This is a genomic window from Klebsiella sp. GG_Kp175, assembly GCF_040062325.1.
GTDB lineage: Bacteria > Pseudomonadota > Gammaproteobacteria > Enterobacterales > Enterobacteriaceae > Klebsiella > Klebsiella quasipneumoniae.
Window position 1 is genome coordinate 40,337 of sequence record NZ_JBEAFX010000017.1, and the last position, 21,289, is coordinate 61,625.

Below are 21,289 nucleotides of genomic sequence, written 5' to 3' on the forward strand. Positions count from 1 at the left end.
GCATTGCGCCTTTTCCGGGCCAAATCTACGAGTAGCGCTGCTGCAGCACCGGCGAGGCGGTAACATCCTGGCTGGTGGGTATCGCGGCGGCAATCGCCTGGGTGCGGAAAGGGATCACCTGGGTGCGCCCGTCCACCTCGACAATCTGATAGAACTGCGGCAGGTTGAAGTTGATAAAACTGGAGCCGTAGGTAAAACGATCGTGCGATGACGAATAGAAGCGGCTGACGTCGCGCACCAGCTCCTCTTTGCTGCCCTCGCAGTGGTGATAGACCTCAGCGCGGTTGCTCTCATCGAGAATATAGATGTTAAAGCCGCTGTCGTTGTTATCCGCGTCTTCAAAGAAGAACTGGATAATCCCTTCGCTGGCGAATCCGTCCACTACCGCCGGCAGCTTAACGTGATTGGTTTCCACCTGCACCGACAGGCCATGGAGCTTGTTGTGCGAGATAGCGCCGTAGAACTCAATGGCGTTTTCCAGCTTCTGCACCGAAACGTTAAGACGCTCGAAGAACAGTCCCCAGGTCTGGCCGGAGACGCGCAGCGCTTTAAAGCGCCCGGTATCCTGACGGGTACTGGAGAGACGCAGTTCGATGCACTCGGAGATCATCTGCTGTACGCGGGTGCGGATCAGGCCGCGCAGATGCTGGCTATAGCAGAAAACCTCCACGCTATCCGGCGGCGCGGCATCCTGATGCATTTTACCAAGGATCGTTTTCAGCGCTTCAATCATCGCCTGCTCGCCGTTGAAATGCAGCGTACGCACTTCATTCCACGAGTTGCGATACAGCAGATCAACGCTGCCGATCAGGCATTTTTGCTCTTCGCCGAAGCTGAAAACATCGAGCTTACGGAAATCGAAGTGCACCACCTGATTGCGGAAGGCCGCCGTCGGGTCATATTCGAGGTTAACGATAATCGCCAGGTGGCGAATTTCGCACGGGCTGTATAGCGCTTTTGGCGTGGGCGCCGGCAGGCGCAGCGGGAAGTGGTGCGACACATCGGCCACCATCTCCTGCAGCTTCGCCAGATCGACGATGCCGTTGCCCTTAATAAACAGGCGGGTGCGTGAGGTCAGCAGGCCGTTAAACCAGGCCCAGGCCACCAGCTTATTAAGATAACGGTTATATTCCAGCGGCTGATGGCTGATGATCGATTCCATATCCGGCGCGCGGTTATACAGATACCAACCGGTACGGTTGGCGCGACCCGGCGGCACGTGGATAAAGGTCAGATTCGGTTCCGAGAGATCCGGCGAAATTTGCGGGTTCACCAGCGTCACTTTGCCCGGCAGCGCTTCAAAGGCTGCATACAGCTTACGCGTCAGCACGCCGATATCCTGCGGGCTGGCGGAGACGCTGAGGTTATTGCGCCGTGCGAAGCGGATCAGATTACGATAGCTCTGCATCATCGCATCGAGCAGTTCGTTGTGCGCCTTGCGCACTTCATCAATTTTCCAGTTCGCCCGGTTGTCGAGCATCATCAGACGCTTTTCATCCCAGCCCCACGCGTTGACCAGCTGGCTGACGACTTCGCGACGCCAGCCGACGCAGGCGCGCTCGCGGCTGAGTTTTTCGCACACTTTCAGGTAGAAGCAGCGGCGCACCAGGTCGAGACGAGTTTCATCTTCAATGGCCTGCAGGTAGGTGGTCACGCGCTCCAGCATCATGCAGTAGGGGTCGAGTCCGAAGGAGACGATCTCGCCGTCGTGCAGGCGCTGTTTGATATCTTTCGCCAGCAGGCGGTTGTTGGGGTATTCCCAGGAGTAGGCTTCCAGCAGCAGCGTTTTCAGCACCGCTTTATAGGGCGAGTCGATACTCTTATACAGCTGCCACAGGCTGGCGCCGAAGTACTCTTCCGCCGACAGTGAACTAAGGCCGCCGAGATCGAGCCACTCGTTTGGCGTCAGCACGCCCTGGGCATACAGCCCCATGACGTAATCGTCGTAATGCTCTTCTTCATCGCACGGCACCATATTCCACAGAATACGCTTGCCGGCGAGACGCACCGCGGTGCGGTAGAACTCATCGAGCAGTAAAATATGCTGGGTCGAACCGCAGTCTTCGCCGCCGAGACTGCCGCTTTCGTTATGGCGGAAGCGGTTTTCGTCGATCAGGAAGAAGCTGACTTCCACGCCGAGCGAGGCCGCCCAGCTCTCAAGCAGGCTGCATTTTCGCTGCAGCAGCTGGCGCTCTTCGCTATCCAGCCAGGCCTGGTGACATACCCAGATATCAAGATCGGAAGAACAGCTCTGGCCGACGGAGGAGGTACTGCCCATCGAGTAGACGCCGGTGATCGGCAGCTCGCCTTTTGGCGGCTCCTGGGTCTGCATGCCGCGATGCAGTTCCAGTTCTTCAAGATAGTGGCGTTGGGTTTCATCAGGCGTGTAGAGGCAAATGCCACGGGGAACGTTACCGTCAAGGTAACCCGGCATCAGCGGGTGATGATAATGTAATAACGTTGGCAGTAGACTGTAAACCTGCTGGAAAGCGGGTCCCATGGCAGCAAGCGCGCGATCCACGCGCAATTGGTTGATGGCATCCAGTCTCTGTTTCAGTGTCTCAATATAGAGGTACAAGACATATCGCCTGATGTTCAAAAACCCGAGGTACAATAGTACGGAGGATTTCAGTATTTCAACAAAAACCGTCACCATTCGTCGTCGGTGTGGTTGTGATGAGCAGCGGACGGACAAATGGTTTAAAACGTGATCAATTTAACACCTTGCTCATTGACCGTAAAGAAAGATGCGCTACATACAAGTGTAGCACCGTTTATTACCTGTAAATTCCTCACTACGCCTCCGGCAACCGCCACGCGCATGAAAGGTTAAAAAAGAGTGGGCCGGAGCTATCTCCCACATAAACCGTGAAAACTAACATCCGTAAGACAACAATGTTAGGATGGTTAGTGGTCGACAATGACGGTAACAAGCATGTTAGACAAAGTTTTGAAAATTGCCACACGGCAAAGCCCGCTTGCGCTATGGCAGGCGCAATATGTTAAAGCGCGCCTGGAACACGCGCATCCCGGACTGAAGGTCGAGCTGGTGCCGATGGTCACTCGCGGGGATGTCATCCTTGATACTCCGCTGGCAAAGGTGGGTGGCAAGGGCTTATTTGTGAAAGAGTTAGAGCTTGCCATGCTCGAAGGGCGCGCCGATATCGCCGTTCATTCGATGAAAGATGTGCCGGTGGAATTCCCGGAGGGTCTGGGGCTGGTGACTATCTGCGAGCGCGACGATCCGCGCGACGCGTTTGTCTCCAATCACTATGCCTCGATTGATGAACTCCCGGCCGGCAGCGTCGTTGGCACATCAAGTTTACGCCGTCAGTGCCAGCTGGCCGCCACTCGTCCGGACCTGGTGATCCGCTCTCTGCGCGGTAACGTCGGTACCCGACTGAGTAAGCTGGATAACGGCGAGTATGACGCCATCATCCTCGCCGCCGCTGGCCTGAAGCGCCTGCAGCTCGAGGCGAGAATTCGCCAGCCGCTGTCGCCGGAGCAATCCCTGCCGGCGGTCGGCCAGGGAGCGGTCGGCATCGAATGCCGTCTCGACGATGCATGGACCCAGGGGCTGCTAGCGCCTCTCAACCATACGGAAACGGCAGTGCGCGTGCGCGCCGAGCGGGCGATGAACACTCGTCTCGAAGGCGGCTGCCAGGTGCCGATTGGCAGCTATGCGGAACTCGTCAACGGCGAACTGTGGCTGCGGGCGCTGGTTGGCGCCCCGGATGGTTCGCAGATGGTACGCGGCGAACGGCGCGGGCCAGCAGAGCAGGCCGAAGCGCTCGGCATCTCGCTGGCGGAAGAGCTCCTGGATAACGGCGCGCGCGACATTCTCGCGGCAGTTTATGATGGAGAAGCCCCACGATGAGCATCCTGGTCACTCGTCCATTACCGCAAGGAGAAGCGCTGGTCAGCCGTCTGCGGGCCATGGGACGCGTGGCCTGGGGCTTTCCGCTGATAGAATTTACGCCTGGCCGGGAGCTTCCCGCGCTGGGCGACGCGCTTGCCCGCCTCGGGCCTGACGATCTGCTGTTTGCGCTGTCCCAGCATGCGGTGGAGTTCGCCCATGCCCGCCTGCAGCAACAGGGGCTGCCCTGGCCCACTTCCCCACGCTATTTTGCCATTGGCCGCACGACGGCGCTGGCCCTGCATACGGTCAGCGGGCAGCATATCCATTACCCGTTAGATCGGGAAATTAGCGAAGTCTTGCTACAATTACCTGAATTACAAAACATTGCCGGGAAAAATGCGCTGATCTTACGCGGCAATGGCGGGCGGGAACTCTTAGGCGCGACGCTGACCGAGCGCGGCGCCAGGGTCACATTTTGTGAATGTTATCAACGTAGTGCAAAGCATTACGATGGCGCAGAAGAAGCGATGCGCTGGCAATCTCGCGGGGTCACCACGCTGGTGGTCACCAGCGGCGAGATGCTGCAGCAGCTATGGTCGTTAATACCGCAATGGTATCGCGAACGGTGGCTCCTGCACTGCCGCGTTGTCGTTGTCAGCGAACGTCTGGCCCTTCAGGCCCGGGAGCTGGGCTGGCAGGAGATTCAGGTTGCCGATAGCGCCGACAACGATGCGCTGCTACGCGCATTACAATAACTCTCAACATTGGAAGCCATAATGACGGAACAACAAAATCAATCCGCCGTGGTTGAAGAGACCAGGGAGGCCGTGGAGACCACACCACAGCCAGAGAACACTGATAAGAAGAAGGCTGGCAACAAAACCAGCCTGGCGCTCAGCGCGATCGCTATCGCCATTGCGATAGCCGCCGGTATCGGTCTGTATGGCCTGAACAAACAGCAGGCCTCGCGTCAAAACGAAACCACCTCTGAATTATCAAGCCAGGTCGCGGCGCTGCAAAAAGCGCAGGAGAGCCAAAAAAGCGAACTGGAAGGCATTATCAAACAGCAGGCCGACCAGCTAAACGAAGCCAAACGCCAGCAGGAGACGCTGGCCAAACAGCTGGACGAAGTCCAGCAAAAAGTGGCAGTCATTTCCGGTAGCGACGCCAAAACCTGGCTGCTGGCCCAGGCCGACTTCCTCGTCAAGCTGGCGGGACGTAAGCTGTGGAGCGATCAGGATGTCACCACCGCCGCCGCGCTGCTGAAAAGCGCCGACGCCAGTCTCGCCGACATGAATGACCCGAGCCTGATCGGCGCCCGCCGGGCGATTACCGACGACATCGCCACTCTCTCCGCGGTGAACCAGGTGGACTACGACGGCATGATCCTCAAGGTTAATCAGCTGGCGAACCAAATCGATAACCTGCGGCTGGCGGATAATAACGATGACGATTCGCCGATGGATTCTGATAGCGATGAGCTCTCCAGCTCCATCAGCGAATGGCGCATCAATCTGCAGAAAAGCTGGCAGAATTTTATGGACAGCTTTATCACCGTGCGCCGCCGCGATGAAACGGCGGTCCCGCTGCTGGCGCCGAATCAGGATATCTATCTGCGGGAAAATATTCGCTCTCGCCTGCTGGTCGCCGCGCAGGCGGTGCCGCGTCATCAGGAAGAGACCTGGAAACAGTCGCTGGATAACGTCTCGACCTGGGTACGCGCCTATTACGATACCGATGACGCCACCACTAAAGCCTTCCTTGAAGAGGTGGATAAACTCAGTCAGCAAAGCATTACCATGACGGTGCCGGAGACGCTGCAGAGCCAGGCGTTGCTGGAAAAACTGATGCAGACCCGGGTGCGTAATCTGATGGCGCAGCCTGCCGTTTCCGCGGGCGGCGCGCCCGCACCTGCACCGTCTGCACCTGCTGCACCGGCCGCCCCCGCTGCGCCGCAAGGAGAGTAACGCATGCTGAAAATTCTTTTACTCTTCGCACTGTTGATCGCCGGGATCGTGCTTGGCCCGATGATCGCCGGCCATCAGGGCTACGTCCTGATCCAGACTGATAACTACAATATCGAGACCAGCGTGACCGGGCTGGTGATTATCCTGATCCTCGCCATGGTGGTGCTGTTCGCCATTGAATGGCTGCTGCGCCGCATTTTCCGCACCGGGGCGCATACGCGCGGCTGGTTTGTCGGCCGTAAACGCCGTCGCGCGCGTAAGCAAACCGAGCAGGCGCTGCTTAAGCTGGCGGAAGGTGATTACCAGCAGGTTGAGAAGCTGATGGCGAAAAACGCCGATCACGCCGAACAGCCGGTGGTGAACTATCTGCTGGCGGCGGAAGCGGCCCAGCAGCGCGGCGATGAAGCGCGGGCTAACCAGCATCTGGAGCGCGCCACAGAACTGGCGGGCGATGATCTGATCCCGGTGGAAATCACCCGCGTTCGCCTGCAGCTGGCGCGCAATGAAAATCACGCCGCGCGCCATGGCATCGATAAGCTGCTGGAGATCACCCCGCGTCATCCGGAAGTGCTACGCCTCGCCGAACAGGCTTATACCCGCACCGGCGCCTGGCAGTCGCTGCTGGATATCATTCCGTCGATGGCGAAAGCTAACGTCGGCGATGAAGAGCACCGCGCCGCGCTGGAACAGCTGGCGTGGGTTGGCCTGATGGACAAAGCGCTGGCCGATGGCGGCAGCGAGGGGCTGCGTGAATGGTGGCGCAACCAGAGCCGTAAAACGCGGGCGCTGGTGCCGCTGCAGGTGGCGATGGCAGAGCGCCTCATCGAGAGCGACGATCACGATACCGCGCAGCAAATTATCATTGATGGTCTGAAGAAACAGTATGACGACCGTCTGGTGATGCCGATCCCGCGCCTGAAGACCAATAACCCGGAACAGCTGGAGAAAGTACTGCGCCAACAGATCAAAGCCGTTGGCGACCGTCCGCTGCTGTGGAGCACCCTGGGCCAGTCGCTGATGCGGCACGGTGAATGGCAGGAGGCCAGCATCGCCTTCCGCGCCGCGCTTAAGCAGCGTCCGGATGCCTTTGATTACGCCTGGCTGGCCGATGCCCTGGATCGCCTGCATCAGCCGGAGGAAGCGGCCACCATGCGCCGCGATGGCCTGCTGCTGACGCTGCAGAATAACCCTCAGCAATAACCTGGTCTGGCTATCGCCTCCTGCGGGGCGATAGCGCTTCTCCCCCGCCTTCGCGTTGACGATCCTCTGAAAGAAAAAAACGCCTGCGCTGAAATCAGGGCAGGCGTTAAAACAGGTCTGTTTGACAACAAATTGGGTGCTTCACTCAACGTAATGTCCATGGTGTTTGATGAGGCATAAATGCGACATCTGTCAGTGGACGATAAGCACCGTAAGAACGGCTCTGCATCATTCCGGAGTTTATGAGGCACGAAGGCGAACATAAGAGATGGAATGAGCATCTACCCGGTTATTATCGCACAGGATCCGGGGAAATTGCATCTACCACAGTGATGAATTGAGAGTTTTCCTGACGCGTATTCTTAAGCAAAGAGAAGATTTTTTATCAGCAAGATCAGGGGAATAAGTCATGGCAGGAAATAACAGAAAACAAAAAACCCCGCCGAAGCGGGGTTCAAAATTGGTCGGCGAGAGAGGATTCGAACCTCCGACCCACTGGTCCCAAACCAGTTGCGCTACCAAGCTGCGCTACTCGCCGAAATACTGCTTTTTGAATTTTTAGTTCAATTCGTTAAAGTCGTGGTGCGAGGGGGGGGACTTGAACCCCCACGTCCGTAAGAACACTAACACCTGAAGCTAGCGCGTCTACCAATTCCGCCACCTTCGCAAATTCACAACTCTATCAAATAATGGGGTGGCTAATGGGATTCGAACCCACGACAACTGGAATCACAATCCAGGGCTCTACCAACTGAGCTATAGCCACCACTGCAAACCTTTTACGCGGTATTAAAACCACCGCAGCTCCAGCACCGGGTTAATGGTGCGCCCGACAGGATTCGAACCTGAGACCTCTGCCTCCGGAGGGCAGCGCTCTATCCAGCTGAGCTACGGGCGCTTAGCGCCGTTGCGGGGTCGGATAATACGGACTTCCTCCCCCGCTGTCTAGTGCCTTTTTAAAGAAAATTATCGTTTGCTCATGCTTTGTTCGTTTTGACGCTTATTCAGCCGGATTATTGATTTGTCCCTGTCTTCCGAGGCCAAACACCTTATAAATCAGGGTAACGGCAGCAAGGAAAATAATACCGACAAAGAGCGACATCCGGGTTTCATCATTCAGCCCCATCCCGACAAGCACGCAGATCAGGAAAGCCATGGTGAAATAGTTGGCCCACGGAAACAGCAGCGAACGGAACGGATGGCTGGCTATCGCTGCCTGATGTACGCGACGGAAACGCAGCTGACTAATCAGGATCACAAACCACGGCACCATCCCCGGCAGGACGCTGGCGCTATAGACATAGACAAATACCCGCTGGGGATTAGGAATGATGTAATTCAGGCAGGAGCCTACCAGCAGGATCAGAATCGACAGCGCCACGCCGACGGCAGGAACGCCGTTGCGCGATACCTTACCGATCGCCGCCGGCAGCTGACGGTTCTTCGCCAGGGCGTACAGCATACGTCCGCAGCTGTACATCCCGCTGTTGCAGCCGGAAAGCGCCGCCGTCAGCACCACGAAGTTGATAATCCCCGCCGCGGCGGTAATACCGATTTTGGCAAACGTCAGTACGAACGGGCTGCCGTTGGAGCCGATTTGATCCCATGGGAAAATGGTGACGATAACGAAAATCGCGCCGACGTAGAAAATCAGGATCCGCCACAGCACTTTGCCCACCGCGCTGCGTAACGTGACCTGCGGATTTTTCGCTTCACCTGCGGTAATGCCGATGAGCTCCACGCCCTGATATGACGCGACCACGATACACAGCGCCGTCAGGAAGCCCTTCCAGCCGCCGGCAAAGAAACCGCCATGTTCGGTCAGGTTGCCAAAACCGATGGAGTGGCCGCCGTTGCCAAAGCCGAAGAAAATGACGCCCAGGCCCACGACGATCATCACAATAATGGTGGTCACTTTAATCATGGCGAACCAGAACTCGATTTCACCGTACAGCCGGACCGCCGCGAGGTTTGCCAGCGCCACCAGCCCCACGGCAATTAATGCCGGTATCCACTGCGCCATCTCCGGGAACCAGAACTGCACATAGACGCCGATGGCGGTAATCTCCGAGATGCCCACCGCCATCCACATAAACCAGTACGACCACGCGGTCAGGTAGCCGAAGAAGGGGCTCATATAGCGATGCGCATACACCGCGAAAGAGCCGGTGACGGGCTCAAGGAACAGCATTTCGCCCATTGAGCGCATAATGAAAAAGACGAACAGGCCAGCGATAATGTACGCCAGCAGCACGGAAGGTCCAGCCCACTTCAGCGTACTGGCCGCCCCCATAAACAACCCCACGCCAATCGTCCCACCAAGGGCGATCAGTTCAATATGCCGGGCCTCCAGTCCACGCTGGAGCTCCGCTTTTTTCTCAGTCATATATCCTCTTGTGTTTGCCGTATTCCGGGTACTCCCGGTTATTGTTATTAACTGAACTCATAGCCTTGCCGACGCGCAGGTCTCCCCCGCGCGTATAAAGTCTGCGAATGGTTAATTAATTTTGCGGAAATGGCAAATAAAGTATCAGGCGAGTGAAGAGATTACACAGAATATGTATGCAAACTCGCCTGGTTGCAGTGGAATATCAGAGCTTACCGGAATAATGCCAACGTAAATAGCGCAGTAGGCGGAACTGTCTCTTGATGCGGCTCGGCTGTAAAAGCAGACGATAGAACCATTCCAGCCCCAGATCCTGCCAGAACTTCGGCGCCCGATGCACGTGCCCGGTGAAAACATCGTAAGTGCCGCCGACGCCCATATACAGCGCGTGCGGGTACAGACGCCGACAGTCGCGCATAAAGATCTCCTGACGCGGGGACCCCATGGCGACGGTGACGATTTTCGCCCCGCTGTCGCGAATGCGTTCGAATAATGCCTGGCGCTGTTCAGGAGCAAAATAGCCGTCCTGGGTGCCGACGATATTCACCTGCCAGCGCTGGCGCAGGCTGGACGCCGTCTGCGCCAGGACTTCAGGTTTACCGCCGACCAAAAACACCGGTGTGCCTTCAGCGCCGGCGCGCTGCATTAACGCTTCCCAGAGATCGGCCCCTGCCACGCGGGACACCTGGGCTTGCGGATATTTTTTACGCAGCGAACGCACCACGCTGATGCCATCCGCATATTTAAACTCCGCCGCCTCAATCAGCGCCCGCACCTCCGGGTTATCCTCTACGGCCAGCATTTTCTCGGCATTAATCGCCACCAGCGTCCCCTCGCGGAGAACGCCGTCGGCATACAAATAATCCAGAGCGTGCTGCATATCGCGCCAGCCTATGAGCTGCAGCCCTCTTAACAGGTACAACGGCGCGGAAATGGTCCCAGTCATGTCCATCCTTCTCAGACTTGCGGTTGCGAAAGCGGTTTTACGCGCTTATGAATCAGTCCCACGCTATCCAGGAACCAGTACAGCAGTTTCGCCGCCAGCAAGCAGATACCAAAGATCACGAGGAAAAACACCACGCGGGAGCCGAACGAATCCAGGCCCTCGCGCGCCAGCACTATCATGTTGAAGATAGCGCCGAAACAGAAACTGTGCAGGATAGCCGCTTTATAGCGATTGCTCTCCCGGTTGCCCAGCTCATACAGCCAGTCGAACCATTTAATAATCAACCCGACCGCCACGGCGCCCAGCGGCACAAACCAGACGCCGCCCATCACCACCAGCGAGCCAATCAGCGTCGGCGAAATCGCCAGCCCCGAATGGTTGTTTAATACTTCCCAGGTAAAGTAGTTGGCGGTATTGAGCACCATCGTCGGGCGACCGTGCCACATCCAGCTGGGGATAAAGACGTAGAAATCGCGGATCATCGGCGCCAGACCCTGAAAATCGATCTTGTCGTAGTTTTGCAGCAGCAGCGCCAGGTTCTCCCACGGCGAGAAGGTATCGCGTGTGAGATAGAGGAAGGTATAAAACGCTTCGTCGCCGCTGACGTTCATCCCGTAGCGCTTCAGCGCCAGCCAGAACATGCCGACGATGCCCAGCACGCCCGCCGCCGCCAGCATCCACAGGCTGATCCAACCGCGAATAATGCCGATAAACAGGAAGATGGCGAAGGCGATGATGATATTGGCGCGCGTCCCGCCGACGATGGCGTAGGTCAGCAAACCAAAGGCCACCGTGCTGACGAGGAAGAAGATCCACGCCTTATAATCCTGGCGCAAGAAATAGACCACCAGCATCGCCGGAATAAAGAAGTAGAAGAAGCGCTTCAACGCCACGCCGGAGACTTCAGCAGAGAAAATCTGGCTGTAGGAGTTGAGCTTAAACAGCAGGAAACCGTTGTGGGCGAAGAAGATGCCAACGCACAGCAGCGCCAGCCCCATCAAAATGCCCCACGCCAGATGGGTTTCTACCCGGTTCATGGTAAACAGCGGCCGACGCGCAACCTCACGCGATGCCGGACGCAGCCGCGTTTTATAGGTCACGTAGTAAATCGCGTAGAAGCACACCGCGATCAGCAGCGTCTGCAGCAAAATCTCCGGCGGCGCCACGCTGACGTCAAAGCGGAACACCAGAATACTGGTCAGCGGGAAACCGAAGAAGAAAGTCAGCAGAAACAGCAACGAGAAAAAGACGTTGAAGTTGAAGCGTACCCGGCGGAACTCAAACCAGGTGGCGGTAGCGATAAACAGCGTCGACAGCAGCCAGACTACCAGCAGCCCGCTAAATTGCATTAACGTCATGCCTGCCCCTCCGCCGCTAACCGTAGCGCCCGCTGCCAGCCCGTCAGATAGTTCGGCCGGAAGAAAGCGATACCCGACTTATCCACGCTCGCCAGTTGGCGCTGCGCTTCGCGCACCACGCTGACGTCCAGCGCATCGCTGGTGAACAGCACCGGCACATGCTGCTCGGTCATATCCTGCCAGAACGGGTTTTCGCGGTTGAGCACGCAGGGAATGCCCGCCTGAATCAGCAGGCACAGGGTGCCGATCCCCTGCTGACGCGCGAACAGGAAATAGCCCAGATCGCAGCGGCGCAGCAGCGCCAGATAATCATGAAACTCCAGTTTCTCGCTGAGGATCTGCAGATGCTCACCGCTAAACAGCGCCGCCCCCGCCTCACGAACCTCATTGATATAGGCCTCGTTATTCGCCGGATAGCCCATCGGCACGATGACGTTTACCGTATCGCCAAACTGCTGATGAATAGCCTTCAGCGCGGCAATATGTTCATTGCTGCGATCCCCGGAGTTACCCACCAGAATGGTCAGCGTGTCGCCGCGCGGCGCGTTTTCGGCCAGGGTATTCAGCGCCGGATCCATACGGGTCGGGAAATAGAGCAGTTCGCCCGGGACGCGCGGATGACGGTTTGCGAACCAGCTCAGATCGCCGCGGGTGGCGAAAACGCGCCCTACCCGCCCCTGCGCCAGGCGGCGCAGCGGATAGAACAGGCGGAACTTCAGGCTGGTGGCGTTTTCGTACAGATCCGCCCCCCAGATATGCCAGTTAAACTGCGACGGGCGGATACCACCGCCCAACAGCGCCAGCCACAGGCCGGTATTGAACTGGCCGTGGAAGAAAAAGCGCTGCTGGCGGTTGGCTTTGGCTTGCGCAATCACCGCCTGCGCCAGCGACTTCTTCCCCGGATAACAGGTGATGTCCAGCGCCGGATACCCATCACGCACGCTGGCCTCATCACCGACGATCATAAATCTCCTGGCCTGCGGATCGGCGGCCAGTTCGTCGTTAAAGAACCGCAGTACGGTCTGGTTATGATGCGGGATATCTGATCCCAGTACATGTATCAGTGCTGTCATGCCCGTTTACGCCAGAGTAAAAACACGCCACTACAAAGGGCGAAATAAACAATATAAGTGGCCATATACGCCTGCGCCGCGCCAACCGCGCCGTGCGCCGGTATAAGCCAGTGTGAGAATGCGGTCAGCAGTGTGAACTGGCTGATTTCCGTCAGAATATAAAAACGCAGCGACGCTTTGGCGATCACCAGATAGCCATAGACGTAGGCGCCTACTTTTAAAACGTCGCCCACCAGCTGCCAGGCGAACAGGTCACGCATCGCGGTAAAGCGATCGGAAAACAGCAGCCAGATGGCAAAATCGCGCAGCAGCCAGACCGTCAGGCTCGCCGCCGCCACTGCCGGCAGGACGAATTTCAGCGACTTGACTATCTCGCGGGTGATATCCGTTTTGGCGCTCAGCCGCGACAGCGTCGGCAGGAGATAGACGCTGAACGAGGCGGTAATAAACTGCAGATAGGCATCAGAGATGCTGCTCACCCCCTGCCAGATACCGACCGCCTCCCAGCCATAATGCGCCGCCAGCAGATTACGCATCATCACATAAGCCACCGGCAGGGTCACTGAGGTTATCAGCGCCATCAGGGTAAATTTCGATAGCTGTCCCGCCAGACCGTTATCCCAGCGCGGACGCAGGGCGCTCAGCGGGATATTACCCCGCCGCCAGAGCATAATACCCGCCGGAACCACCACCAGCGCCGGAACTAACGCCAGCCCCAGCAGCGCGCCCTGATAGCCGCCCAACACGTAGCAAGCATAGTAAGCCGCCACGCCGATCAGGCTCCCGGCAATCAGCGAGAAGGCGTTACCCGCCGCATCGCGAAAGCCTTTCATCAGCGCCAGCAGGAAGTTCGCCCAGGCGATCCCCATCTGTACCAGCGCCACCAGCCGTACCAGATTCTGATAATGAGTATGGCCGAACAACCCCTGGCTTATCGGCGCCGCGGCCAGTAAAAACACCAGCGCCAGCAGTGTGGAAAAGCCAAGCACCATCGCCGACGAGGTGCCCACCACCTGCTTCAGGCGCGGGGGATCGTCGTGATGCTGCGCCACCAGCTTCGTGACGCCATTAAATATCCCGGCCCCGGCCAGCACGCCGAGTACGGTGACCAGTTGCCGGAAGTTACCGGCCTGGCCAACGCCCGCGGGCCCAAACGAGACGGCCAGCAGCTTGACGACCAACAGCCCGGCGCCGATTTTGACCAGCGTCGATGCCGCCGTCCACAATGAAGCTTTTGCTAACGACATATCAGGAGAAGTAGCTCAGCAGCGAGTTAATCACCGTCCGCTGGTTCACCACAGACAGATTGTAAAACAGCGGCAGGCGTACCAGGCGCTCGCTCTCCTGGGTGGTATAGCGGTCTTCACCGTGGAATTCGCCGAAGTGTTCGCCTGCCGGACAGCTGTGCAGAGGAATGTAATGGAATACCGCGAGGATCTCCGCCTCTTTCAGCCAGGCGATCAGCCTGCTGCGATCCTCGATATCGCGCAGCTTAATGTAGAACATGTGCGCGTTTTGCCCGCAGTCGGCCGGGATCGTCGGCAGTTCGATACGTCCCGCGCGGGCCAGCGGCAGCAGGGCGTCATAGTAGTTCTGCCACAGCGCCAGGCGCTGTTGGTTGATGCGCTCCGCCGCTTCCAGCTGCGCCCACAGGTAGGCGGCCTGCAGGTCGGACATCAGATAGCTGGAGCCAATGTCCCGCCAGGTATATTTATCCACCAGGCCACGAAAGAACTGGCTGCGGTTGGTGCCTTTTTCGCGAATGATCTCCGCGCGCTCCACCAGCGTGCGATCGTTGATGAGCGTCGCCCCGCCCTCACCGCCAGCGGTATAGTTTTTGGTTTCATGGAAGCTGAAGCAGCCGATATGGCCGATGGTGCCCAGCGCACGCCCCTTGTAGGTGGACATCACCCCCTGCGCGGCATCTTCCACCACGAACAGGTTGTACTTGTCGGCGATGGCCATGATGATATCCATCTCGCAAGCTACGCCGGCGTAATGCACCGGGACGATCGCCCGGGTTTTATCGGTGATAGCGGCTTCGATTAACGTTTCATCGATATTCATGGTATCGCGACGGATATCGACGAAGACGATTTTCGCCCCGCGCAGCACAAAAGCATTGGCGGTGGAGACAAAGGTATAGCTGGGCATAATCACTTCGTCGCCCGGCTGGATATCCAGCAGCAGCGCGGCCATCTCCAGCGAAGCCGTGCAGGAAGGGGTTAGCAGGGCCTTTGCCGTGCCAAAACGCTGCTCCATCCACTGCTGGCAGCGGCGCGTAAAGCCGCCGTCGCCGCACAGCTTGCCGCTGTTCATCGCAGACTGCATGTAATCAAGCTCGGTTCCAACCACCGGCGGCGCGTTAAATGGGATCATGAGGTCACCTGTATAGCCAGTAGGCGGTGCTTTCCACATTAGCACCGCTGAGAATATAACGTTTAAGCGCGGCGGTGTTGCCCATCTGGGTCGCCACCCGCAGTGTAGAAAGTCCGCGCGAAGCGGCCCAGTACCGCGCCGCCTGCATCAGCTGCGCCCCGGCGCCGCGTCCGGCCAGCAGGCCGATACGCGCCTCGGTGGCATTGAGCTGGCGCAGGGAGACAAAGGCGCGAATATCGCCCTCAGGATGGCGGTAAATCAGGCACTGATGGTCGAAGGTGCCGCGCACCGCATTTTCAATCCACTGGGCATAGAAGCGGCCGCTGGCATCGGCAGCGTACCAGGGCGCACGAAAGCGGCTCAGGGCAAAGGCCTGCGCCGCCAGCTCGCGCAGTGGCGCAATATCCGCCTCCACGGCGACGTCGGCGCCCGCATCCGCAGGGTTGCCCACCGGTAGCGCCAGATCGACCTCGCCTTCCACCAGCTGAAAACCCAGCTGCTGCAGCGCGTCGAGCCGGACGGTGTCGCTGGCGGCTACCTTCGCCTGCACCCGCGACCACCCCGCCAGCGCCTCAGGCGTCAGCAGCGGCGCACGCTCGTCAAAGTGAACGACGGCGCTGTTAACGGCAAAGAAGCGGTTCTCCCACTCCAGGGGATCAATACTGGCGCGGACGGGCACGGAGCAGATCCAGCAGATATTGGCCGTAGCCGGTTTTTTCCAGCCGCTTCGCCGCGCGTTTGACGCCGTCGTCGTCCAGCCAGCCGTTGCGCCAGCCGATCTCTTCCAGACAGGCGATTTTAAAGCCCTGACGCTTCTCGACGGTCTGCACAAACATGCTGGCCTCGATCAAGCTATCGTGGGTGCCGGTATCCAGCCACGCAAAGCCGCGTCCAAGCAGTTCGACGGTTAATGCGCCATCTTCAAGGTACATCTGGTTGATGGAGGTGATTTCCAGTTCGCCGCGCTCGGATGGCTTGACCCGTTTGGCGTACTCCGCCACCTTGCCATCGTAGAAATAGAGACCGGTGACCGCCCAGTTCGACTTCGGCTGCTTCGGCTTCTCTTCCAGCGACAGCGCGCGGAAGTTGTCATCAAACTCCACCACGCCAAAGCGTTCAGGATCCATCACCTGATAGCCAAAAATCGTCGCCCCTTCCGTGCGGGCAGCCACGTTGCGCAGCTTGGGGCTGAAGCTCTGGCCGAAGAAGATGTTGTCGCCTAACACCAGGCACGCCGGTTCACCGTTAAGAAAGGCTTCGCCGATGATAAACGCCTGGGCTAAACCATCCGGCGACGGCTGTACGGCATAGTGCAGCGCAATGCCAAACTCTGAACCATCGCCGAGCAGGCGCTGGAAATCGCGCAGATCGTCCGGCGTGGTGATGATCAGGATCTCACGGATCCCGGCCAGCATTAATACCGACAGCGGGTAGTAGATCATCGGCTTATCGTAGATCGGCAACAGCTGCTTCGACACGCCGCGGGTGATAGGATGCAGTCGCGTTCCGGACCCCCCCGCCAGAATAATACCTTTCATCATTCCCCCCAGAGATGATTAGCCTTGCAGCCCAAGACGCTCGCCCTGATAGCTACCGTCCTGAACCTGGCGCCACCATGTCTCGTTCGCCAGATACCACGCCACGGTCTTACGCATGCCGGAAGTGAAGGTCTCAGCCGGCGTCCAGCCCAGCTCACGGGCAATCTTCGAGGCATCAATGGCATAGCGCAGATCGTGGCCCGGGCGGTCGGCAACAAAGGCGATCAGGTCGCGATAGTGCGCCACGCCCTGCGGCTTATTCGGCGCCAGCGCTTCGAGCAATTCGCAAATGGTTTCCACCACCTCGATGTTTTTACGTTCGTTATGACCGCCGATATTGTAAGTCTCGCCCGGTTCGCCGCGGGTCGCCACCAGATATAGCGCCCTGGCGTGATCTTCCACGTACAGCCAGTCGCGGATCTGCTGTCCATTGCCATACACCGGCAGCGGCTTGCCCGCCAGCGCGTTGAGGATCGTCAGCGGGATCAGCTTCTCGGGGAAGTGATACGGGCCGTAGTTGTTCGAACAGTTGGTAATAAGCGTCGGCAGGCCATAGGTTCGCAGCCAGGCGCGCACCAGGTGGTCGCTGCTGGCTTTCGAGGCCGAATAGGGACTGCTTGGCGCATAGGGCGTAGTCTCGGTAAAGAAATCATCGCTGCCGTGCAGATCGCCATACACTTCATCGGTGGAGATGTGATGGAAGCGAAACGCCGATTTTTGCACCGTAGCCAGCGTATTCCACCAGCTACGGGCCGCCTCCAGCAGCGTATAGGTGCCCACGATATTGGTTTCAATAAACGCCGCCGGGCCGTCAATCGAACGATCGACATGGCTTTCCGCCGCCAGGTGCATCACTGTATCCGGTTGATACTGAACGAAAATACGATCAAGCTCGCCGCGGTCGCAAATATCCACCTGTTCAAAGGCGAAACGCGCATCCTGCGCCACCGTCGCCAGCGACATTAAATTGCCGGCGTAGGTCAGTTTATCCACCACCACCACGCGATCGGCGGTGTGCTGGATAATCTCCCGCACTACCGCCGAACCAATGAAGCCCGCGCCGCCGGTGACCAGAATGGTTCTCACCGCCACACTCCTTTGGTGTCGATGATATACGCCTGGGTGACGCTATCGCCGCTAACGGCTTTAAATTCCTGGTGATCGACCAGCATCACCAGCACATCGGCGCTGGCCAGCGCCGCATCGAGGGTCGCCAGCGTACACAGACCGTCGAGCTTCTTCGGCAGCGCGTGAATGTTGGGCTCAACCACCTGCGTCGTGCCGCTGTGCCAGCGGGCAATCTGCGCGGCAATTTCCATTGCCGGGCTTTCGCGCAGGTCGTCAATATTCGGCTTAAAGGCGAGGCCAAAACAGGCAATGGTCAGTTCGCTGGCCCGTTTGTTGGTGGCATTCAGGCAGTCCGCTACCTGCGCTTTCACCTGTTCGATAACCCATTCCGGCTTGTGGTCGTTAACCTCACGGGCCGTGCGGATTAGACGCGCCTGCTGCGGGTTCTGCGCCACGATAAACCACGGGTCGACGGCGATACAGTGGCCGCCGACGCCCGGACCCGGCTGCAGGATATTCACCCGAGGATGACGGTTCGCCAGGCGGATCAGCTCCCAGACGTTAATGCCCTGGTCAGCGCAAATCAGCGACAGCTCGTTGGCAAAAGCGATGTTGACGTCGCGGAAGCTGTTTTCCGTCAGCTTGCACATCTCAGCGGTGCGCGAGTTGGTCACCACACATTCGCCTTCAAGGAAGATTTTATACAGCTCGCTGGCGCGAGCGGAGCAGACTGGCGACATGCCCCCGATAACGCGGTCGTTTTTAATCAGCTCGACCATCACCTGACCGGGCAATACCCGCTCCGGGCAGTAGGCGATATTCACGTCCGCCGCTTCACCCACCTGCTGGGGGAAGCTAAGATCCGGGCGCATCTCCGCCAGCCACTCAGCCATCTGTTCGGTCGACCCGACCGGCGAGGTGGACTCGAGGATCACCAGCGAACCTTTCTTTAACGTTGGCGCAATGGATTTTGCCGCCGACTCGACAAACACCATATCCGGCTCGTGGCGATCTTTAAACGGCGTCGGCACGGCAATCAGGTAGGCATCCGCTGCCACCGGGGTGGTGGTGGCGCTTAAATACCCCTGCTCGACCGCGGTCTTCACCACGCTCGCCAGATCCGGCTCCACGATATGAATCTCTCCACGGTTAATGGTCTCCACGGCATGTTGATTGACATCAACGCCGACCACCCGCTTCTGCCGGGAGGCGAACGCGGCAGCGGTTGGCAGCCCGATATAGCCAAGGCCAATCACTGAAATGGTAGAAAAACTCATAGCGTTACCTGATTATTTTTAAGTGCAGACAAAATTCGACGACATGCTTCGCCATCGCCATAAGGATTATGCGCGCGGCTCATCGCCTGGTATGCGGCATCATCCTCCAGCAGACGCGTCACTTCCGCGACGATGCGCTGGCTGTCAGTGCCCACCAGACACACGGTGCCGGCGGCCACCGCTTCCGGACGTTCGGTCATATCGCGCATGACCAGCACCGGTTTCCCCAGGGAAGGCGCCTCTTCCTGAATGCCACCGGAATCGGTCAGGATGAGCCAGGCCCGATCCATCAACCAGACGAACGGCAGGTAGTCCTGCGGTTCAATCAACATCACGTTGTCGATATGGCCGAGAATACGGTTCACCGGTTCGCTGACATTAGGATTCAGGTGAACCGGATAGACAATCTGCACCTCAGGGTGGGTATGGGCTATCTCCGCCAGCGCCTGGCAGATCTGCTCAAAACCGCGGCCGAAGCTTTCCCGCCGATGGCCGGTAACCAGAATCATTTTTTTACCGTGGCTAATGAAAGGGTAGCGCTGCAGCAAGGTCTCCCGTAGCGCTTCATCGCCCAGAACCCGATCGCGCACCCAGAACAGAGCATCGATGACGGTATTACCGGTCACCGTGATGCGACTGTCGGCAATGTTCTCCCGCAGGAGATTCTGCCGCGAGGTTTCCGTAGGGGCGAAGTGGTACGTCGCCAGATGCCCGGTCAACGTACGGTTGCCCTCTTCCGGCCACGGCGAACTTAAATCGCCGGTCCGCAGCCCCGCCTCTACATGGCCCACCGGTATGCGCTGGTAAAACGCCGCCAGGCTCGCCGCCATCGTGGTGGTGGTATCGCCATGCACCAGCACCACGTCGGGTTTAAACGACTCCAGGACCGGCTTCAGCCCCTCAAGAATACGGCAGGTGATCTCGGTGAGCCCCTGCCCCGGCTTCATGATGTTGAGATCGTAGTCCGGGGTGATGGAGAATAGTTTCAACACCTGATCGAGCATCTCCCGATGCTGCGCGGTCACGCATACTTTCGCCTCAAAATGAGGATCCTTTGCCAGCGCATGGACCAGAGGAGCCATCTTGATGGCTTCCGGCCTCGTGCCAAATACAGTTAGTACTTTCACATCGATTCTCTTCGATTAGGCGATGAAGGTCATCTGCCCTTCACCACAGGCCGCAATCACAGGACACGACGACGCGATAACGCCACGCCTGCGCCGATGAGCGCACCCACAATCCCCCACATCACCATCAGAAATACACGGCGCGGGCTATCGCGTTTTACAGGTTCTTCCGGCGTTCGCAAATACCGGTAAGTCTGAAAACGCGGGTCCAACGTTGGACCGACGTTCAACGTGCTCAGCATGGCGCGATTCTGGTCGTAATCGAGGTCATATTCCGGTCCGACGGCCTGCAGGTTTTCCAGTCTGGCCTGCAGCATCGGCCTGCCCAATAAAAATAGCTCTGAATCCGGCAACTGATCGGCAGGAACATCCGTTTCGCTGCGTGAGATGTTATGCTGCTGAGCGACCTTCAGCGCTTGCTCCACGCTGTGGGTCCGGCGGTTGAAAATAGCCTCGGCCACCTCCTCCTGGCGCTTCACCTGCGCCTTCATTTGCACCGTCCGCGCCGCCCAGGCGCCTTTGAGTTCGTCGTTAAGATGGCCGGCCGCCCGCTGGCTGGCGAAAGCCACATACTGGCGCAGCAAATTATTGGCATCCTGCCCAGTCTCGGCAGTCAGTTTGACGCTGTCATTGACGCTCTTGGCCGCATCGCCGGGCATAAACTGGATATTGTTAATCAAATCATCCAGCATCGCCGCATCGGCGCGAGCATTACCCGACTGGCGCTGCTTGTAGTAGTCCGTTTGCAGCCAGAAATCACGCCGGGTGTCCCAGGAGGCCAGCTGCATGATGAACTCTTTATACGCTTCATCCATGGCGGAAGGCTGATCCACCGAGGCCAGGTCGGCTTTGATATCCAGATTGCGTAAGAACTGCTGCTGGGAATAGTACCCCCCCAACATGTTGACAGTAGGCCGATCGGTGATCGCCGTGGCGCTCCACTCCTGGCGAGCAAAGAAGGTGTACACCAACACGATAGCGGCGAAGAGAACAGCGCCGCCGACTATCCAGCCTTTTCCTGCCCATAAAGCGCGAAACAGCCCGCGAATATCCAGCTCATTCTCAACGTTCACTGCTTGTGCTCCCGGTAATGGTTGAGTCATCACATCCC

The 21,289-nt window shown here is 58.2% G+C and carries 17 protein-coding genes and 4 tRNA genes; 4 read left to right on the forward strand and 17 right to left on the reverse strand.

Annotated features, from left to right (window positions below; genetic code table 11):
* Positions 1–25: 25 nt before the first annotated feature.
* The gene (gene cyaA, locus ABLU73_RS20865) at positions 26–2,578 is read right to left on the reverse strand and encodes a class I adenylate cyclase (protein WP_002883383.1); all 2,553 of its coding nucleotides are present in this window, start codon (positions 2,576–2,578) and stop codon (positions 26–28) included.
* 357 nt (positions 2,579–2,935) lie between these two features.
* Between cyaA and hemC the strand changes: the two genes are divergently transcribed.
* From hemC to hemY, 4 genes are read left to right on the forward strand one after another with little or no spacing between them, the layout of a single operon-like run.
* Positions 2,936–3,877 (forward strand): hydroxymethylbilane synthase, encoded by a 942-nt coding sequence (gene hemC, locus ABLU73_RS20870; protein ID WP_004886804.1) that lies wholly within the window; start codon positions 2,936–2,938, stop codon positions 3,875–3,877.
* Positions 3,874–4,614 carry a uroporphyrinogen-III synthase gene (gene hemD / locus ABLU73_RS20875; RefSeq protein ID WP_017899402.1) on the forward strand — a complete coding sequence of 247 codons (741 nt, stop codon included), beginning with the start codon at positions 3,874–3,876 and terminating at the stop codon, positions 4,612–4,614. The genes hemC and hemD overlap by 4 nt, the downstream gene beginning before the upstream one ends.
* A 21-nt stretch (positions 4,615–4,635) precedes the next feature.
* On the forward strand, positions 4,636–5,826 hold the full coding sequence (gene hemX / locus ABLU73_RS20880; RefSeq protein WP_004886808.1) for a uroporphyrinogen-III C-methyltransferase: 1,191 nt from the start codon (positions 4,636–4,638) through the stop codon (positions 5,824–5,826).
* Positions 5,827–5,829: 3 nt separating this feature from the next.
* Positions 5,830–7,026 (forward strand): protoheme IX biogenesis protein HemY, encoded by a 1,197-nt coding sequence (gene hemY, locus ABLU73_RS20885; RefSeq protein WP_004886811.1) that lies wholly within the window; start codon positions 5,830–5,832, stop codon positions 7,024–7,026.
* A 461-nt stretch (positions 7,027–7,487) separates the two neighbouring features.
* Here the strand turns inward: hemY and ABLU73_RS20890 are convergent.
* The 16 genes from ABLU73_RS20890 to wzzE all read right to left on the reverse strand — a co-directional run bounded on the left by ABLU73_RS20890 (position 7,488) and on the right by wzzE (position 21,281).
* A tRNA-Pro gene (locus tag ABLU73_RS20890) sits at positions 7,488–7,564 on the reverse strand.
* Positions 7,565–7,606: 42 nt separating this feature from the next.
* A tRNA-Leu gene (locus tag ABLU73_RS20895) sits at positions 7,607–7,693 on the reverse strand.
* A 23-nt stretch (positions 7,694–7,716) separates the two neighbouring features.
* Positions 7,717–7,792, reverse strand: a tRNA-His gene (locus ABLU73_RS20900).
* 55 nt (positions 7,793–7,847) lie between these two features.
* Positions 7,848–7,924: transfer RNA gene (locus ABLU73_RS20905), tRNA-Arg, on the reverse strand.
* A gap of 102 nt (positions 7,925–8,026) precedes the next feature.
* A complete protein-coding gene (locus ABLU73_RS20910) occupies positions 8,027–9,412 on the reverse strand; it encodes an amino acid permease (protein WP_004886813.1) in 1,386 nt (461 codons plus the stop codon).
* 205 nt (positions 9,413–9,617) lie between these two features.
* The gene (wecG, locus tag ABLU73_RS20915; RefSeq protein ID WP_004886818.1) at positions 9,618–10,358 is read right to left on the reverse strand and encodes a lipopolysaccharide N-acetylmannosaminouronosyltransferase; all 741 of its coding nucleotides are present in this window, start codon (positions 10,356–10,358) and stop codon (positions 9,618–9,620) included.
* A gap of 11 nt (positions 10,359–10,369) precedes the next feature.
* Positions 10,370–11,716, reverse strand: coding sequence for an ECA oligosaccharide polymerase (wzyE, locus tag ABLU73_RS20920; RefSeq protein ID WP_017899404.1), 1,347 nt, complete (start codon positions 11,714–11,716; stop codon positions 10,370–10,372).
* A complete protein-coding gene (locus ABLU73_RS20925) occupies positions 11,713–12,789 on the reverse strand; it encodes a TDP-N-acetylfucosamine:lipid II N-acetylfucosaminyltransferase (protein ID WP_023319444.1) in 1,077 nt (358 codons plus the stop codon). Before ABLU73_RS20925 ends, wzyE begins: the two co-directional genes overlap by 4 nt.
* Positions 12,786–14,036, reverse strand: coding sequence for a lipid III flippase WzxE (gene wzxE / locus ABLU73_RS20930; protein ID WP_004886828.1), 1,251 nt, complete (start codon positions 14,034–14,036; stop codon positions 12,786–12,788). Before wzxE ends, ABLU73_RS20925 begins: the two co-directional genes overlap by 4 nt.
* A 1-nt stretch (position 14,037) precedes the next feature.
* Entirely contained in the window at positions 14,038–15,168 is a 1,131-nt protein-coding gene (rffA, locus tag ABLU73_RS20935) for a dTDP-4-amino-4,6-dideoxygalactose transaminase (RefSeq protein WP_004886831.1), read from the reverse strand.
* A gap of 4 nt (positions 15,169–15,172) precedes the next feature.
* Positions 15,173–15,847 (reverse strand): dTDP-4-amino-4,6-dideoxy-D-galactose acyltransferase, encoded by a 675-nt coding sequence (rffC, locus tag ABLU73_RS20940; protein WP_004886833.1) that lies wholly within the window; start codon positions 15,845–15,847, stop codon positions 15,173–15,175.
* Positions 15,825–16,706, reverse strand: coding sequence for a glucose-1-phosphate thymidylyltransferase RfbA (gene rfbA, locus ABLU73_RS20945; RefSeq protein ID WP_065878519.1), 882 nt, complete (start codon positions 16,704–16,706; stop codon positions 15,825–15,827). The genes rffC and rfbA overlap by 23 nt, the downstream gene beginning before the upstream one ends.
* Before the next feature lie 18 nt (positions 16,707–16,724).
* On the reverse strand, positions 16,725–17,792 hold the full coding sequence (rffG, locus tag ABLU73_RS20950; protein WP_017899407.1) for a dTDP-glucose 4,6-dehydratase: 1,068 nt from the start codon (positions 17,790–17,792) through the stop codon (positions 16,725–16,727).
* Positions 17,789–19,051 (reverse strand): UDP-N-acetyl-D-mannosamine dehydrogenase, encoded by a 1,263-nt coding sequence (gene wecC / locus ABLU73_RS20955; protein ID WP_017899408.1) that lies wholly within the window; start codon positions 19,049–19,051, stop codon positions 17,789–17,791. The genes rffG and wecC overlap by 4 nt, the downstream gene beginning before the upstream one ends.
* On the reverse strand, positions 19,048–20,178 hold the full coding sequence (gene wecB, locus ABLU73_RS20960; RefSeq protein ID WP_072061006.1) for a UDP-N-acetylglucosamine 2-epimerase (non-hydrolyzing): 1,131 nt from the start codon (positions 20,176–20,178) through the stop codon (positions 19,048–19,050). Before wecB ends, wecC begins: the two co-directional genes overlap by 4 nt.
* Positions 20,179–20,234: 56 nt before the next feature.
* Positions 20,235–21,281: an ECA polysaccharide chain length modulation protein gene (gene wzzE / locus ABLU73_RS20965; protein WP_004886846.1), complete on the reverse strand. Its 1,047-nt coding sequence runs from the start codon at positions 21,279–21,281 to the stop codon at positions 20,235–20,237.
* Between the last annotated feature and the right edge of the window lie 8 nt (positions 21,282–21,289).

Excerpts from the sequence above, each read along its gene's own strand:
- ABLU73_RS20910 (WP_004886813.1), bottom strand. The coding sequence starts at position 9,412 with ATGACTGAGAAAAAAGCGGAGCTCCAGCGTGGACTGGAGGCCCGGCAT.
- rffA (WP_004886831.1), bottom strand. The coding sequence starts at position 15,168 with ATGATCCCATTTAACGCGCCGCCGGTGGTTGGAACCGAGCTTGATTAC.
- wzyE (WP_017899404.1), bottom strand. The coding sequence starts at position 11,716 with ATGACGTTAATGCAATTTAGCGGGCTGCTGGTAGTCTGGCTGCTGTCG.
- rfbA (WP_065878519.1), bottom strand. The coding sequence starts at position 16,706 with ATGAAAGGTATTATTCTGGCGGGGGGGTCCGGAACGCGACTGCATCCT.
- wzxE (WP_004886828.1), bottom strand. The coding sequence starts at position 14,036 with ATGTCGTTAGCAAAAGCTTCATTGTGGACGGCGGCATCGACGCTGGTC.
- hemY (WP_004886811.1), top strand. The coding sequence starts at position 5,830 with ATGCTGAAAATTCTTTTACTCTTCGCACTGTTGATCGCCGGGATCGTG.
- hemX (WP_004886808.1), top strand. The coding sequence starts at position 4,636 with ATGACGGAACAACAAAATCAATCCGCCGTGGTTGAAGAGACCAGGGAG.
- wzzE (WP_004886846.1), bottom strand. The coding sequence starts at position 21,281 with ATGACTCAACCATTACCGGGAGCACAAGCAGTGAACGTTGAGAATGAG.
- ABLU73_RS20925 (WP_023319444.1), bottom strand. The coding sequence starts at position 12,789 with ATGACAGCACTGATACATGTACTGGGATCAGATATCCCGCATCATAAC.
- hemC (WP_004886804.1), top strand. The coding sequence starts at position 2,936 with ATGTTAGACAAAGTTTTGAAAATTGCCACACGGCAAAGCCCGCTTGCG.
- hemD (WP_017899402.1), top strand. The coding sequence starts at position 3,874 with ATGAGCATCCTGGTCACTCGTCCATTACCGCAAGGAGAAGCGCTGGTC.
- wecC (WP_017899408.1), bottom strand. The coding sequence starts at position 19,051 with ATGAGTTTTTCTACCATTTCAGTGATTGGCCTTGGCTATATCGGGCTG.
- wecG (WP_004886818.1), bottom strand. The coding sequence starts at position 10,358 with ATGACTGGGACCATTTCCGCGCCGTTGTACCTGTTAAGAGGGCTGCAG.